Raw genomic sequence first — 15,114 nt, forward strand, 5'->3', positions numbered from 1 at the left:
CGAACTGCGGGAGAAATGGTGAGTGCGAACGAGTCGGCCTGTAAGCCGGATCCTGTCTGCCGTTCCTGCTCTCGCAGGTTCGACGTCGACGACCATCCATCTGGGCACACCGTTGCCGGGTACCTCGAGCAGTCCACCCGCAGGCTCGGGCGAGCAGCCCTCGAGCACCTGCGCAGCTGCACCCCTTGCGCGATGCAGCCTTCGACCTTGCTCCGGGCGGGGTTTACCTAGCCATCCCAGTCACCTGGGATGCTGGTGCGCTCTTACCGCACCGTTTCACCCTGACCTGCAGTTCGACTCCGAAGAACCGATCCGCAGGCGGTCTGTTTTCTGTGGCACTGTCCCGCGAGTCACCTCGGGTTGCCGTTAACAACCGCCCTGCTCTGTGGAGTCCGGACTTTCCTCGGCCCGAAGCGCGACGAAACTAGTTCGCCGGTCCTCCGAGCCGCAGCCGTCCGGCCAACTCGTTCGCGGTTGCACACTCTACTCGGCGAGCCGCACCAGCCGGGAACCGAACTACAGTTCCTCCCATGAGTGAGTGGGTCGTGTTGCTCCGCGGCATCAACGTAGGTGGCATCAACATCAAGATGGCCGATCTCCGTGAGGCCCTGACATCGGCCGGCTTCACCGATGTCCGCACCGTTCTGGCGACCGGCAATGTTCTGCTGGGCTCCTCGCTGACCGCGGCCGCCGTCAAGACACAGGCGGAGAGCACGCTCGCCCAGGCGTTCGGCTACCAGGCCTGGGTTGTCGTCCTGGACGTGTCCACACTTCGAGCGATAGTGGAGTCGTACCCGTTCGACGCCGAGCGGGAGGGCTGGCATCCTTATGTGGTGTTCGGTAGCGACGATAAACATTTGACCGAAATGTCCGCTCTTGCAGACGAACTCGACCCCGGGCTCGAAAGGATCGCCGAGGGGAACAGCGTGCTCTACTGGGAGGTGCGCAAGGGCAGCACCACCGACAGCACGTTCGGCAAAGCCACGGCCAAAGCGAAGTTCAAGGCCACGACCACCACGCGAAACGTGCGCACACTGGTGAAGATTCTCGCGTGACCGTTCTTGCCGCGGCACTGGTGGCCGCCGTTCTCGTCTTCGCCATCGTTCGCCCTCGCGGCCTGCCCGAGATCGTCGCCGCACTTCCGGCTGCGGCGATCGTTCTGCTCGTCGGCCTCGTAAGCCTCGACGCCGCGCGAGAGCAAGTACTCGAACTCGCTCCGACCGTGGTCTTTCTGGCGTTCATCCTTATCCTGGCGCATCTGTCGGACGCACTCGGAGTGTTCACGTGGATAGCCGCGAAGCTCCGCCGAGGATCCAAGGGCAGTCCCCGCCGATTGCTCACCCTCGTGTTCGCTGCAGCGGCATCGACCACCGCGGTACTGAGCCTCGACGCCACCGTGGTTCTGCTGACGCCGGCCATCATCGGTGCTGCGCGGATTCTGGGGATGTCGCCACGTCCGCACAGTTACGCCACTGCGCACCTGTCCAATTCGGCGTCGACGCTGCTGCCGGTGTCGAACCTGACCAACCTTCTCGCCTTCGCCGCGACCGGACTCACCTTCCTGCATTTCACTGCCTTGATGGCACTGCCGTGGATATTCGCGGTGGCCATCGAGTTGGCGGTGTTCCTGATCTTCTTCCGCAAGGATCTGAGCCGCACCGCCGCACCGCCGGAGAAGTCGACTCAGCAGAGCGTCGAGGACGTACCCGCACCGCGGACCACGCTGGTCATCCTCGGCGCGACCCTCATTGGCTTCGCAGTGGCAGGCCTGTTCGACGTCGAACCGTTCTGGGTGGCCGCGGTGGGATCGGTGGCATTGGCCATCCCCGCACTTCGGGGCCGGCACACCAGTGCTCGCGCCATTCTGCGCGGTGCCGATCTACCGTTCTGCGGCTTCGTCCTTCTGCTCGGCATCGTCGTTCTCGGCGTCACCACAGGCCCGATCGGCGACTGGCTGACGCGAATTCTGCCGTCGGACACCAGCTTCGCATCGCTGCTGGCCGCGGCTGCCATTGCGGCGGTGGCGTCGAACATCGTCAACAACCTGCCCGCGACCCTGCTGCTGCTGGCCGCGTTCGGTGCCGATGCTCCCCCGGCGTTGTTGTTGGCCATGGTGATCGGGGTGAACCTCGGACCCAACCTCACCTACGTCGGTTCGCTGGCGATCATGCTGTGGCGACGCGTCGCATCGGCCAACGACGAGCCGGCAGACCTGCGGACCTTCACCGTGTTGGGCGTCATCACGACACCGCTGACCATCGTCGGTGCCGTGGCCGGTCTGTGGCTTGCATTGCAAGTGTGACCGGCGTGTCGCTGTAGCGACGGCGAGCACGCCTACGGGTGCTGGTTCCGACTTACAGTCGGGTCCCACACCCCCCCGATATTGCCGGTACGCAACCTCTGTTCGTAGACATCGGTCTTCCACGCGATGATCTCGCGGGCCTGTTCCAGCTCAGCGATTTGAGCGTCGATTCGGGCACGATGCGTGCTGAGCAGCGCGAGACGGTCGGCCTCGTTACCTGCCCCATCTCGCACAAGCACGGCAAACCGCTCGAGATCCGCCAACGGCATACGGGACTCCCTCAACCGGGTACACACCCGAAGCCAGTCGATGTCGATCTGGCTGTATCGCCTGCGTCCGCTGGCGGTACGTTCCACCGACCCGAGGAGCAGACCTTTGCGCTCGTAGAACCGCAGCGCATGCACACTGAGCCCGACCGCTTTCGCGACCTCTCCGATGGTGTACTCGGACATCTGCCACCTCCCGCAGCTTGACCTAGAGCGAACTCTAGAACATAGCGTGCTGTTCATGACCTCACGATTCCAAGGAAAACGAATACTGATCACCGGAGCGACCAACGGAATAGGACTGGCCGGCGCGCGACTTCTGGCGCGCGAAGGAGCACAGTTGATTTTGACTGGGACGAACAATGAACGCCTGGCAGCTCTGGCTGACGAAATCAGTTCGGCCACCGTCTTGTTCAATGATGCATCGCTCCCGGACACCGGACACACACTCGCCGAGCAATTGGACGAGCTCGTCATCGACGGACTGTGGTTCAATGCCGGTTACGCCGGCATCGCCCCGATTACCGACGTCAGTACTCCCTTCTTCGACACGATGATGGCAACCAACGTGCGTGGCCCCCTGCTTCAGCTTGCCGCGCTGAGTGATCAACTGAGCGACGGTGCCTCCGTAGTCGTCACCTCATCGACGTCGACCTACGAAGGGGCTCCGCTGACCGCCGTGTACGCGGCAACAAAAGCGGCACTGATTGCCGCTGCGCGCACCTGGGCCACAGAACTTGCCCCTCGGAAAATTCGGGTCAACACTCTGGTTCCAGGTGCAATCGAAACAGGTTTCCGAAGCTTCATGGATACCGAGACTCGTCAGGACTTCGAGGCCGGCGTCCTCGGCCGAGTGCCACTCGGCCGAATCGGGACGGCTCCGGAAGCTGCTGCGGTTGCGCTGTTTCTGCTTTCCGAGGAGTCGAGCTACGTCACTGCCAGCCAATACTCGGTCGACGGTGGATTGGGCCACCGCTGACTACTTCCGGCATCGGCCCTGTGCGAGATGAGTTGCACGGCGCTCGATTTTCGATTCGACGCCCAGAACACGCGGCGGATCTACTAGCGCTCCACGAGCCCCATCCATGTTGCCGAAGTACGAATGAGATCGACCGTAAAGCAGTGACTTTCGATGAACGCGGGCTGCCGAGTGGGAACGGAACGCAAATGAGGTACCACACGACTATGGACAGTCTTGTCAGCTCAAAGCAGCGTCGAGATCGATCGTCAGTGGCACTGGAGCTTCGATGACGCATCGCCCTCGACGAACCTGCTCGACATATCCGTGCGGACTCAGATCCAGCGTTGTGAGCGTGGCTGCATCCGGATCGACAATCCAGTAATGGGGAATCCTCGCGTCGGCGTACTCGCTGCGTTTCGTCACCACATCAGTACGACGAGACCCAGGCGAGATCACCTCGACAACCAACACGACGTCTTCGGCGTGCAGCGCCTCAGGTGAGTCGATTGCGCACACCACCACGTCGGGTACCCGCACCGTCGCCGGCGTTACCGAATCGACGACAACCTCGACCTCCGGTAATGCCTCCAGACCGCCCTGCAATTGGTCGTCGAGCTGTGCGCACAGTCGAAACAGAATTCGGGCGTGGGCTTTCGACGGTCGCGGTGACACGATCGGCACACCCTCCTGCATTTCGGCGTGAAAATCGTCTTCACCCAGCGCGCGCCACTGCTCGACAGACAGCAGTTTGGGATGCGCTCTGGCGGCGGTCACTCGTGCAGTCTAACCACGGTCACTGCCGGCACCACCGACAATGGACAAGGTGCGGTCCGACGCGATAGGTCTAGGTCTCATTCACGTCGTGCGCAGAGTTTCGAGACCGCCAGCACCGCACCGAACACCGCGGCACCGATCACCGCCCCCATCACCGGCAACAGCAGCCCCGCATGCACGGTGTCGAACAACGGCGGACCGCCGTAGATGTCCAGACGCGCAGCGCCGGTCGGCCCGAGGTCGTCGAAATAGGGGTCCGCGACCATCCTGACGCGGATTTCGGGAGGTTGGCTTCGTGCCCACCATGCTGCCCCGCGCCGACGATGCTTCCCGCCACGAGTGGGGCCGCCACAAGCGTCAGCCGACCGGTCTTTCGTCCGAGAGGGAACCACCCGATAGCGACCGACACGACGGTGCCGACCACAAGAGCGGCAACCGGAGCGACCCACGTAACCGGCCACCACGGCGGACCCGACACGTATTGCATGTAGTCGTACACCCGAAAGTACCCAGAATCGCCCGGATTCACGGGCGGTGGCGCTTCCGCATCGATCCACGTCCGCGTCACCCCGTACCGCCACCCGAACGCGACTGCCAGACCGGCAACGGCCGATGCGAACGATGCCATGACAATCCAGCGCGCCGCCGCAGGCCCGCGAATACTGTTCTCGGACATGCGAACCGCGTCCTCCGTCGATGCTCCGAAAAGATCAGGCCAGTCGTCCCAGGTGCGAGGTGTCGTTCACCAATCGCACCGAAGCCCCGCCGTCGGGGTAGAACTCGGCGATGCTCAGCGACGCGAGGTCGAGGTGCAGTCGATACAGCAACGACGGGCCGACGTCGAGTGCGAGTTGCAGCAGCATCTTGATCGGGGTGACATGGGTGACCACCAGAAGGGTCTTTCCGGCGTATTCGGTGAGCAACTGGTCGCGGGTCGCTTCGATGCGCGTGCGCACCGAGTCGAAGCTCTCCCCGTTCGGTGGTGCCACCGAGGTGTCACCGCGCCACGCCTTGTGCGCGTCGGGGTGACGTTCCATGGCCTCGGTGAACGTGAGGCCTTCCCAGTCGCCGAAGTCGGTCTCGATGAGACCGTCGACGGTGGTGACGGGCAATCCGAGAATGCCTGCGGTCGCTGCTGCGGTCTGCTGCGCGCGAGCCAGCGGCGAGGCAACGATGGCGTCGATATCGGTACGCGAGCCCAGAACTGTTGCGGCAGAATCGGCTTGACGTCGACCCAATTCGGTGAGATCGGGATTGCCGCGGCCGGAGTAGCGCCGGTCCACCGACATCGGGGTCTGGCCGTGACGCAGCAACAGCAGGCGAGTCGGCTCCCCCATCGCCCCGGTCCAGCCGGGCGACTCGGCCTTCTTCGCCACCGGCTCGGCATCGGGCAATTCCGATAGGTCCACGCCCTCGGCCGCGGCGTCCATCGCCTCGTTCGCCAGTGCGTCGGCGTGCGAGTTCTGCGAACGCGGAATCCACTCGTAGGTCACGGAATCGAAGTGGCGGGCCAGTTCGGCCGCTTTTCGCTGAAGCGGAATCATGTCCGGGTGCTTCACTTTCCAGCGTCCGGACATCTGCTCGACGACGAGTTTGGAGTCCATGCGGACGGCAACTTCGCGGGCACCGACATCGCGTGCGGCGCTCAGTGCAGCGATCAGTCCGTTGTACTCGGCGACGTTGTTCGTGGCCACGCCGAGCGATGCCCGACGCTCGGCGAGAACCTGCGAGCGATCGGCGCTGAACACCACTGCGCCGTACCCGGCCGGGCCTGGGTTACCACGCGATCCACCGTCGGCCTCGGCAACGACCCTCGATACTTGACTCAAATTCCGGATTCCTTGGTGCGCACCAGGATTGCATTGCACTCGGAGCAGCGAATGAGAGCATCCGCGGGCTTGTTGGCGATGCTTGCGATCTCGTTGCGATCGAGTTCGATGCGACACGCTCCACAACGGCGAGCCTGCAGCAGTGCCGCACCGCGGCCGGTGAGCGCTCGCTGCTTCTCGTAGAGCGCAAGCAGACCCGCGGGCAGTCCCGAGGTCAACGATTCGCGGCGCTCGGCGCTGCGCTTCTCGGCGACATCGAGGTCTGCGACCGCGTCGTCGCGGCGACGGCCCGCGTCGACCAATTCGTCTTCGATCTGTGTCAGCTGGGCACCGGCGTGCTCGTAGTCCCGCTCACTGGCCTCGCGCTGTTCCATGACCTCGAGCAGCTCCTCTTCGAGGATGCCCTGGCGACGTTCGAGGCTGCCGAGTTCGTGCTGCAGTTCGGTCATCTGCTTGGGGGCGATGGTGCCGCTCTCGAGCATCTTCTTGTCGCGAGCCTCGCGCTTCCGAACCGCGTCGACCTCACCCTCGAGCTTGCGGATGTCCCGATCGAGATCGTCCATCGAGATCTGCACCGTCACCGCGGCGTCCTTGCGGGTGGTGCGCTCGGCCTCGAGCTTGTCCACCTCCTGCTGCTCGGGGAGGCTCTTGCGGCGGTGGGCGATCTGCGAGAGTTCGGTATCCACACCGGCCAATTCGAGCAGCGAGGCCTGGACTTTGGGATCGACGTTCACGCTTGATGACTCCTGCGACTATGGAAGTTGATAAGAGATCACCCTACCGGCTACCCGAAACCCAGACAGCCGGATCCACCTCACCGCCGGTCGCTGGGCTCGATGGTCACAGCGTCCACGGGTCGGTGCGCACGTCGGTGACGCGGCTGCTCCACCCGTCGGTGTCGCCGAACGCGGCGTCGACGACGCCTCTCGCCTGTTCGCACCACGGAAACTCCGAGGCCCAGTGCGCGGTGTCGATCACGGCGGGGCCGCCGGCGCGCAGATGCTCGTCGACGGGGTGGTGCCGCAGATCCGAGGTGACGTACACATCGGCGTCGGTGCGCGCCACCGCGGACAGGAACGAGTCACCCGCTCCCCCGCACATCGCGACCACCGAGACCGTGGCCTCAGGATTCCCTGCCGCACGTACTCCCCACGTCGTGGCAGGCAACGCCTCGCGGACGACCTCGGTGAACTCGGCGAGGGTCATCGGATTCGGTAGCTTTCCGATGCGCCCCAAACCGGTGCACGACGGTAGAGCCGCGGACTCGAAGACGTCGAACGCGGGCTCCTCGTACGGGTGTGCCCGACGCATCGCCGAAAGCACCTCTGCACGTAGCCCTTTCGGGGCAACGACTTCGATGCGATCCTCCGCCTCGGTGTGCACCTCTCCGGCAACACCGAGCGTCGGGTGCGCATTCGGACCCGGACGGAATTGGCCGAGTCCTGCGCTCTGCCAGCTGGCTTCGCTGTACTCGCCGATCTGTCCGGCTCCGGCGTCGAACATGGCCTGTCGCACCGCGGCCGAGTCGGAGGTCGGTACGAAAACCACCCACTTGTCGTGTGCGCGAGCAGGAATGGGGTCGAGCGGCCTGGTGTCGATCACCCCGAGGGCGGACGCGAGTGCATCGGAGACACCGGGATCGGCGGAGTCGGCGTTGGTGTGGGCGGTGAACAGCGCGCAATCGGCCTTGATCAGGCGATGGATCACCGAGCCCTTCGCGGTGTCGGCCGCGACGGTGTCGACGCCTTTGAGCAGCAAGGGATGGTGGGCGACGATGAGATCGGCACCCCGAGCGATGGCGTCGTCGACCACGGCGTCGGTGACGTCGACGGTGTACACGACCTGCTGCACAACAGCTTCGGGATCCCCGCACACCAGGCCCACCGAGTCCCAGCTCTCGGCCAAGCGCGGTGGGTACGCATCGTCGAGTACCTCGATGACGTCCGCCAGTGTCACTGCCATGGTCGATGCTCTCCTCACAGAACGGTGTTCAACGCGTCCACCAGTATGTCGACCTGCTGCGAGTCCCGTACTGCGACGCGCAGGTAGTGACGGTCGAGCCCCGGGAACGTGTCTGCACGCCGCACCGCGATACCCATCGTGCGCAGGCGTTCTCGGACCGAATCGGCTCCGTCGACGCGCAGCAGCAGGAACGGGGCGCGAGCCGGGCCTGCGACAAAGAGGCCGAGAGCCTCGAGTCGCGGGATCATCGCGGTGCGTTCGCGGTGGATTCGTTCGGACTCGGCGCGTGCCTGGTCGACCGCGAACGGTTCGGTACAGGCGCGGATCGCTTCGAGCTGCAGGCTCCCCAGCGGCCAATGCGCGCGGCCGTATTGCAGCTTCGCGAGGACGTCCGGGTGGCCCAGCGCATATCCGCATCGCAATCCCGCCAGCGCCCACGTCTTCGTCAGACTGCGCAGAACCAGTACGTCGGGAAGGCTCTGTGAGGCGATCGACTCCCCCGACCCGAGAACGGCGTCGGCGAAGGCCTCGTCGACCACCAGCGTGCGTCCGGGTCCACGCAGACTCAGTACCGCCTCACGGGGATGCAGAACCGAGGTGGGGTTGGTCGGGTTGCCGAGGATCACCATGTCGGCGGCGTCGGGCACGAGCGTCGAATCGAGTTCGAAGGGCGGCGGCAGGATCACTCGGTGCACCGGAATGCCCGCCTGCTCCAGCACCCAGTCGGGCTCGGTGAACGACGGGTGGATCGTCACTACGAGCTGTGGCTCCAGCCGCGGCAGCATCGAGAAGCCCTCGGCCCCACCGCTGAGCAGCAGCACCTCGTCCGGTGAGCGGCCGTGGTGTTCGGCCACCTGCTCTCGTGCGGCCTTGTCGGCGGCCGTGCTCGGGTACGAACCCAGCGAACTCAGTGCCGCGGCCAGCCGATCGCGAAGCCATGCCGGCGGTCCGTCGCCCCGCACGTTGACTGCGAAGTCGACGAATCCGGAATCGACCTCGACGTCGCCGTGGTGACGGAGTAGCGCATCGGGATCGGCAGCTGTGTCGGACATCGCGACGAGCGTAGCCGCGCCTTCGTCGAACAGCCCGCACCGATAGGCTCGGGCCATGTCTGTCGATGTTCCCGCGTCCGTTGTCCTGTTCGATCTCGATGGGACGTTGACCGATTCCGCACCGGGAATTCATGCCGGTTTTCGTCATGCATTGGCGTCGGTGGAGGCTCCCGAGCCGACCGAGGAACAGCTGTCGATGGTCGTCGGGCCACCCCTGATCGACACGCTGCGCGGGCTCGGCCTGGACGAGGATGCAGCGCAGCGTGCCTTGGCGGCGTACTTCCAGCGCTACGACGAGCGGGGCTGGGCCGAGAACACCGCGTTCGACGGCATCGAGACGGTGTTGACGCGGTTGCAGGATCGCGGCGTACGCCTCGGCGTGGCGACGTCGAAGTCGGAGCGATTCGCCATCCGGATTCTGGACCACTTCGGCCTGTCGCGGTACTTCGAGTTCATCGGCGGGGCAAGCAACGACGGCACCCGACGGGCGAAGTCCGATGTGATCGCGCATTCGCTGACCAACCTCGGCATCGAGCCGGTGGAATCCGCGGACGGCGGCACGGCAGGGGTGATCATGATCGGTGATCGGGATCACGACGTGCACGGTGCCGCTCGATTCGGCATTCCCACGGTGTACGTGGAGTGGGGCTACGGCGTCGACGGCGAGAGCGACGACGCCGCGTTCACCGCGTCGAGCATGGACGAACTGGCCAAGTTGCTGGAGCAGAACACGGCGGCCGTGCAGTGAACGAGCCACTGCACGTGACCTTCGTGTGCACCGGCAACATCTGCCGGTCGCCGATGGCCGAGAAGGTTTTCGCCGGGCATCTGCGCGACGCCGGTCTGGGCGACGCGGTGCGCGTCTCGAGTGCCGGGACCGGCGGTTGGCATGTGGGCGACGGCGCAGATCCACGCACCGTCGCCGAGCTCGATGCCCACGGATACGACAGCGAACACGAGGCAGCGCAGGTCGGACCGGATCACCTGGCGGCAGATCTGATCGTCGCGCTCGACACCGGCCACGCGAAGGCACTGCTGCAGCTCGGTGCGCCTGCCGAACGGGTGGCCCTGTTGCGCTCGTTCGATCCCGATGCCGACGACTCCTCGGTGGCCGATCCGTACTACTCCTCCGATTCGGCGTTCACCGAGGTGCGCGAGCAGATCGAAAGTGCCGTTCCCGGCATGCTGGACTGGGCACGGTCTCGACTCTCTCGCTGACCCGGCTACCGTGGTGGAGTGCGAAAGTTAGCGTTCTTGCTGCGACCCAAATGGTTGGTGCTGGCTGCGGTGGTGCTGGCCTTCGCGTTCCTGTGCTTCAGCGTGCTCGCTCCGTGGCAGTTGGGGAAGAACACCTCGACGTCCGCGCGCAACGATCTGATCACCCGATCCGTCGACGCGGATCCGGTGCCGATCTCCGACGTTCTCACCGCAAACGGGTTTCCGGCCGAGGATGAGTGGCGTCGGGTCATCGCCTCCGGGGCCTATGTCACCGATTCCGACGTGTTGGTGCGGCTGCGCAGCATCCGCGATCAGCCCGCATACGAGGTCATCACCCCGTTCGTGATCGACGGCGGGCCCACCGTGCTCGTCAATCGCGGGTACGTGTTGCCGGTGGAGGGAACCAGAGCGCCCGAGTTCGAGGCGGCACCCGCCGGCGAAGTGACGCTGAACGCACGGGTCCGCCAAGCCGAGGGCACCTCGCGCGAGCCCGTCGAGGACGACGGTCGGCTGCAGGTCTACAACATCAACCCGGAACAGATCGGCGCGGCGGTCGGAGTCGACGCCATCGACGGATACCTACAGCTCGACGACGCTCAGCCGGGCGGTCTCGGCTTGATCGAGCTGCCGCAGACCGACGCAGGCCCCTATCTGTCCTACGGTCTGCAGTGGCTGGCGTTCGGCATCATGGCACCGCTGGGTCTGGCGTATTTCGCTCGGGCAGAGATACGGGAACGCCGCAATTCACGTGCCGAGCTCGCGAATGCGATGTCCGGCGGGCCGGACACCGAGCCAGAGGACAAGGCCGGCCCGGACGAGGAAGAAGAATTCACGCTGCCCACCCGACGCGAGAAACGAGCAAAGGCGCGCGCGGCGTCACGCCCGACGACGCCGTCGGATCCTCGCTTGGCCGATCGCTACGGCAAGAATCGCTGACGCGACCGCCGACAATTCCTGTACTCGGCTCGACAGTGCGACCGCACGACGGAGATCGCGTGCGGTCGGCGAATGTCCGTCACCGAGTGTCGGCCTGATCTCGACGCCGTGTCGGTACTGCGTTCTGCCGCCGAGCTGCAGCCCCAGCGCCCCGGCAGCCGACGCCTCCGCAACACCTGCGTTGGGGCTGGGGTGCTGCGCGGCGTCGCGTCGCCACATCTGCAGGGCTCGGGCGGGCGATCCCTGCACCGAGGGCGCTGCGACAACCGTCGCCACGCCGGTGACGCGGGCCGGTAGCAGGTTCAGAACGTCGTCGATTCGCGCTGCGGCCCAACCGAAACGCAGATACTTCGGGGACCGGTAGCCGACCATCGCGTCGAGCGTGTTGCTCGCTCGGTAGGCCAGAATTCCCGGCACCCCGGCCAGAGCTCCCCACACCAGCACCCCGACCGTGGCGTCGGAGGTGTTCTCCGCGATGGACTCCAGTGCGGCGCGCGCGAGGCCGTCGGAGTCGAGTGGTTCCGGATCCCGACCGCACAGTGACGGCAGCAATGCGCGGGCGCTCGAGAGGTCGTCGTTGTCGAGGTGATCTGCCATCTGCCGACCCACCTTGGACAGGGACGTGCCACCGAGGGCGGCCCAGGTAGTGGCCGCAACCAGAGCGACCTCGGCGGGTGCACCCACACGAACTGCGACACGGTTCGACCCGACGCCGAGCGCGGTCACCGAGCCGATCAGGGCGACTGCATGGACAACGCCCAGCACCCGACTATCGCGATAGAGGACGTGTTCGACGCGCAGCGCCGTGGTGCCGAATCCTGCTACCGGGTGCCAGCGTTGTGGGTCTGCGAACACTCGATCGAGGCCGTAGCCGACCAGTAAGCCGATCGCTCGGGGGTGTGTCCACATCCCACGAATCTTGCCAACTGCACACCCGGCGCAGGTATTCGGTATGCCGGACTCAGCGCTGGCGGTACGCGCCTGCCAACTGGCGACCACGGAAGTCGATGTCGCTTCCGTCGTTGAGCAGTGCGATTGCCATTCCTACGAAGCCGACCGTTGCGATTACGAACAGTGTCATGATTCCCCCAGAATCTCGAGTGGATCCGCGTCCGCGGATGTGTCTGTAACAGATTGTTACCCCTATCTTGACTGTTTCCCACTTCTTTGAGGTCGGCGTCACGTGTGTCCGTCATCACGAGACGCGCGTCTCATCGAAACGTCCAAATATCAACGGCCACCGGCACTCTCGGACTGTGCACTTCTCGCGTCGTTACTGCGACACAGGAACGAGATGCTCTTCGTCGGTCACGACCGATCTGAGGAACTCGTCGACGACCTTCACCCGGGCCAGACCGGTCAGCTCTCGCGGCACCACCGTCCAATACGTCCTCTCGACCGAGACGACGCCGTCCAACACCGACGTGAGGGCCTCGTCCGGCTCACCGATGTAGCTGGGCAAGGGCGCAATTCCCACACCGGATCTCGCCGCGATCCACTGCCCGGTGATGTTGTTGGTCTGAATCTGCGCGCGGCCCTCCGGCAGGATCGCATCCAGAATTCGCAGCGGTGCCACATCCAGCAGCGCGTCGACGTACGAGATCAGCGTGTGTTCTCGCAGATCGTCGACGGTGTCGATGGGCGACGTCGCGGCGAGATACTCGGCGGCAGCGTAGAGCCCGAGGGAGTACGTGGCCAACCTGCGAGTCACCACGAATCGCGGCGACGGCCGCTCCAACGTGATTGCGATGTCGAATTCCCTGGTGGCCAACGAGTTGTGCTCGGTGGCGGTGACCAATTCGATGTCGAGATCGGGGTGCTTGTCTCTGAGCAGCCCCAGTTTCGGTGTCAGAACGAACGCTCCGAACCCGTCCGGGGCCGCGATGCGCACGGTCCCTCGCAGGGTGCCGGTGTCGGAGGTCTGATCCTCGAAGGCGGCGATGAGTGTCGATTCGACGGTCTCGGCATATCCGACGAGGCGTCGACCCGCCTCGGTGAGTCGCCAACCCGACGGCGTTCTGTCGAACAGGCGCTGCCCGGCCGATTTCTCGAGCGCGGTGATGCGCCGACCGACGGTGGTGTGGTCCACACCGAGAGTGTGCGCGGCGTCGGTCAGACGCCCGGTCCTCGACACTTCGAGGAAGTAGCGGAGGTGGTCTGCGTTGAACACCCATCGAGACTATCGACGGTGTGCATTTCTGCACAGCGATCTGCGGTTTTGGTCTTTGACATGTGCATCCTTACAAGTGAGACTCGGGACACACCCGAAGGAAGGATCGAACGTTGACCGACGTCATTGCGCACTGGCTCGATGGAAAGACCTATTCCGGCGCCTCCGACCGAACCGCGGCCGTCACGAACCCCGCGACCGGCGAGGTCACCGGCACGCTCACCCTGGCCGATCAGGGCGACGCCCGGGCGGTCATCGATGCCGCTGCAGCCGCATTCCCGGCGTGGCGCGACACCTCCCTCGCCAAGCGCACATCGATCCTGTTCTCGTTTCGAGAGTTGTTGAACGCGAAGAAGAACGAGCTCGCCGAGATCATCACCTCCGAGCACGGAAAAGTGCTCTCCGACGCACTCGGCGAGATCTCTCGTGGCCAGGAAGTCGTCGAATTCGCCTGCGGCATGGCGCATCTGCTCAAGGGCGGATACACCGAAAATGCGTCGACCGGCGTCGACGTCTACTCCATCCGCCAGCCGCTCGGACCGGTCGGCATCATCTCCCCCTTCAACTTTCCCGCCATGGTCCCGATGTGGTTCTTCCCCATCGCCATCGCGGCCGGCAACACCGTGGTACTCAAGCCCTCGGAGAAAAACCCGAGCGCGAGCATCTGGCTCGCCCGGCTCTGGGCCGAGGCCGGTCTGCCCGACGGCGTGTTCAACGTCCTGCAAGGTGACAAGGTGGCCGTCGACGAACTCCTCGAGAACAAGAAGATCAAGTCGATCTCCTTCGTCGGCTCCACCCCCATCGCCCAGTACGTCTACTCCACCGGCACCGCCCACGGAAAGCGCGTCCAAGCCCTCGGCGGTGCCAAGAACCATGCCGTCGTACTCCCCGATGCAGATCTCGACCTCGCCGCCGACGCCATGGTCAACGCGGGCTTCGGATCCGCAGGCGAACGCTGCATGGCCATCTCCGCCCTGGTCGCCGTCGGGAACATCGCCGACGAACTCGTCGCGAAGATCGCCGAGCGCACCACCCCGCTGGTCACCGGCGACGGCACCCGAGGGGCAGATATGGGTCCGCTCGTCACCAAGGCCCACCGTGACAAGGTCGCGTCGTACGTCGATGCAGGCGAAGCCGCCGGGGCCACGCTCGTCGTCGACGGCCGCACCGTCCAGCCCGACGGCGGCACCGACGGTTTCTGGCTCGGCCCCACCCTCATCGACCACGTCACCCCCGACATGAGCGTCTACACCGACGAGATCTTCGGACCGGTCCTCTCGGTCGTACGCGTCGAGACCTACGACGACGCGCTTCAACTGATCAACGACAACCCCTACGGCAACGGCACGGCCATCTTCACCAACGACGGTGGGGCGGCACGCCGCTTCCAGAACGAGGTGGAGGTCGGCATGGTCGGCATCAACGTGCCGATCCCGGTTCCCATGGCGTACTACAGCTTCGGCGGCTGGAAGAACTCCCTCTTCGGCGACAGCCACGCCCACGGCACCGAGGGTGTCCACTTCTTCACCCGCGGCAAAGCTGTCACCAGTCGCTGGCTCGACCCCAGCCACGGCGGCATCAACCTCGGCTTCCCCGAAAACAGCTGAGCCCAGAAAAAGAGCTGACGCACGTGCACGGAACTTC

The 15,114-nt window shown here is 65.0% G+C and carries 16 protein-coding genes and 1 other RNA gene; 7 read left to right on the plus strand and 10 right to left on the minus strand.

What is annotated here, in order from left to right; all coding sequences use genetic code 11:
• Positions 1–25 precede the first annotated feature (25 nt).
• An RNA gene (rnpB, locus tag QM590_RS03555) (RNase P RNA component class A) lies at positions 26–467 on the minus strand.
• A 63-nt stretch (positions 468–530) separates the two neighbouring features.
• On the opposite strand from rnpB, the gene QM590_RS03560 reads away from it, so the two are divergent.
• On the plus strand, positions 531–1,055 hold the full coding sequence (locus QM590_RS03560) for a DUF1697 domain-containing protein (protein WP_269593865.1): 525 nt from the start codon (positions 531–533) through the stop codon (positions 1,053–1,055).
• A complete protein-coding gene (locus tag QM590_RS03565; protein ID WP_269593864.1) occupies positions 1,052–2,302 on the plus strand; it encodes an ArsB/NhaD family transporter in 1,251 nt (416 codons plus the stop codon). The genes QM590_RS03560 and QM590_RS03565 overlap by 4 nt, the downstream gene beginning before the upstream one ends.
• A gap of 32 nt (positions 2,303–2,334) precedes the next feature.
• Here the strand turns inward: QM590_RS03565 and QM590_RS03570 are convergent, their stop codons facing one another.
• On the minus strand, positions 2,335–2,754 hold the full coding sequence (locus tag QM590_RS03570; protein ID WP_269593863.1) for a MerR family transcriptional regulator: 420 nt from the start codon (positions 2,752–2,754) through the stop codon (positions 2,335–2,337).
• On the opposite strand from QM590_RS03570, the gene QM590_RS03575 reads away from it, so the two are divergent.
• On the plus strand, positions 2,738–3,547 hold the full coding sequence (locus tag QM590_RS03575) for an SDR family oxidoreductase (protein WP_269593862.1): 810 nt from the start codon (positions 2,738–2,740) through the stop codon (positions 3,545–3,547). The two genes, QM590_RS03570 and QM590_RS03575, sit on opposite strands and share 17 nt — an antisense overlap.
• A gap of 219 nt (positions 3,548–3,766) precedes the next feature.
• Here the strand turns inward: QM590_RS03575 and QM590_RS03580 are convergent, their stop codons facing one another.
• The 6 genes from QM590_RS03580 to cobC all read right to left on the minus strand — a co-directional run bounded on the left by QM590_RS03580 (position 3,767) and on the right by cobC (position 9,146).
• Positions 3,767–4,303 (minus strand): Uma2 family endonuclease, encoded by a 537-nt coding sequence (locus tag QM590_RS03580; RefSeq protein WP_269593861.1) that lies wholly within the window; start codon positions 4,301–4,303, stop codon positions 3,767–3,769.
• Between the two features lie 77 nt (positions 4,304–4,380).
• Complete coding sequence (locus QM590_RS03585; protein ID WP_269593860.1) at positions 4,381–4,569, minus strand: hypothetical protein; 189 nt, start codon at positions 4,567–4,569, stop codon at positions 4,381–4,383.
• A 444-nt stretch (positions 4,570–5,013) separates the two neighbouring features.
• A complete protein-coding gene (locus tag QM590_RS03590; RefSeq protein WP_269593859.1) occupies positions 5,014–6,132 on the minus strand; it encodes a bifunctional RNase H/acid phosphatase in 1,119 nt (372 codons plus the stop codon).
• Positions 6,129–6,866: a zinc ribbon domain-containing protein gene (locus QM590_RS03595; RefSeq protein ID WP_269593858.1), complete on the minus strand. Its 738-nt coding sequence runs from the start codon at positions 6,864–6,866 to the stop codon at positions 6,129–6,131. The genes QM590_RS03590 and QM590_RS03595 overlap by 4 nt, the downstream gene beginning before the upstream one ends.
• 106 nt (positions 6,867–6,972) lie before the next feature.
• The gene (locus tag QM590_RS03600; protein WP_269593857.1) at positions 6,973–8,094 is read right to left on the minus strand and encodes a Nif3-like dinuclear metal center hexameric protein; all 1,122 of its coding nucleotides are present in this window, start codon (positions 8,092–8,094) and stop codon (positions 6,973–6,975) included.
• 14 nt (positions 8,095–8,108) lie between these two features.
• Positions 8,109–9,146 (minus strand): Rv2231c family histidinol phosphate aminotransferase CobC, encoded by a 1,038-nt coding sequence (cobC, locus tag QM590_RS03605; RefSeq protein ID WP_269593856.1) that lies wholly within the window; start codon positions 9,144–9,146, stop codon positions 8,109–8,111.
• Positions 9,147–9,201: 55 nt separating this feature from the next.
• Between cobC and QM590_RS03610 the strand changes: the two genes are divergently transcribed.
• Genes QM590_RS03610 through QM590_RS03620 form a run of 3 tightly spaced genes read left to right on the plus strand, consistent with a single transcriptional unit; the run spans position 9,202 to position 11,300 of the window.
• Positions 9,202–9,894, plus strand: coding sequence for an HAD-IA family hydrolase (locus tag QM590_RS03610; protein ID WP_269593855.1), 693 nt, complete (start codon positions 9,202–9,204; stop codon positions 9,892–9,894).
• A complete protein-coding gene (locus QM590_RS03615; protein WP_188078659.1) occupies positions 9,891–10,364 on the plus strand; it encodes a low molecular weight protein-tyrosine-phosphatase in 474 nt (157 codons plus the stop codon). The genes QM590_RS03610 and QM590_RS03615 overlap by 4 nt, the downstream gene beginning before the upstream one ends.
• A gap of 18 nt (positions 10,365–10,382) precedes the next feature.
• Positions 10,383–11,300 (plus strand): SURF1 family cytochrome oxidase biogenesis protein, encoded by a 918-nt coding sequence (locus QM590_RS03620; protein WP_269593854.1) that lies wholly within the window; start codon positions 10,383–10,385, stop codon positions 11,298–11,300.
• Here the strand turns inward: QM590_RS03620 and QM590_RS03625 are convergent.
• Together QM590_RS03625 and QM590_RS03630 are read right to left on the minus strand one after the other, a co-directional pair.
• Positions 11,241–12,209: a cobalamin biosynthesis protein gene (locus tag QM590_RS03625; protein ID WP_269593853.1), complete on the minus strand. Its 969-nt coding sequence runs from the start codon at positions 12,207–12,209 to the stop codon at positions 11,241–11,243. The genes QM590_RS03620 and QM590_RS03625 overlap by 60 nt on opposite strands.
• A 364-nt stretch (positions 12,210–12,573) precedes the next feature.
• Positions 12,574–13,470 (minus strand): LysR family transcriptional regulator, encoded by an 897-nt coding sequence (locus tag QM590_RS03630; protein ID WP_269593852.1) that lies wholly within the window; start codon positions 13,468–13,470, stop codon positions 12,574–12,576.
• A 113-nt stretch (positions 13,471–13,583) separates the two neighbouring features.
• On the opposite strand from QM590_RS03630, the gene QM590_RS03635 reads away from it, so the two are divergent.
• A complete protein-coding gene (locus QM590_RS03635; protein WP_269593851.1) occupies positions 13,584–15,077 on the plus strand; it encodes a CoA-acylating methylmalonate-semialdehyde dehydrogenase in 1,494 nt (497 codons plus the stop codon).
• Positions 15,078–15,114 lie beyond the last annotated feature (37 nt).

The organism is Rhodococcus sp. IEGM 1372 (assembly GCF_030056835.1).
Taxonomy (GTDB): domain Bacteria; phylum Actinomycetota; class Actinomycetes; order Mycobacteriales; family Mycobacteriaceae; genus Rhodococcoides.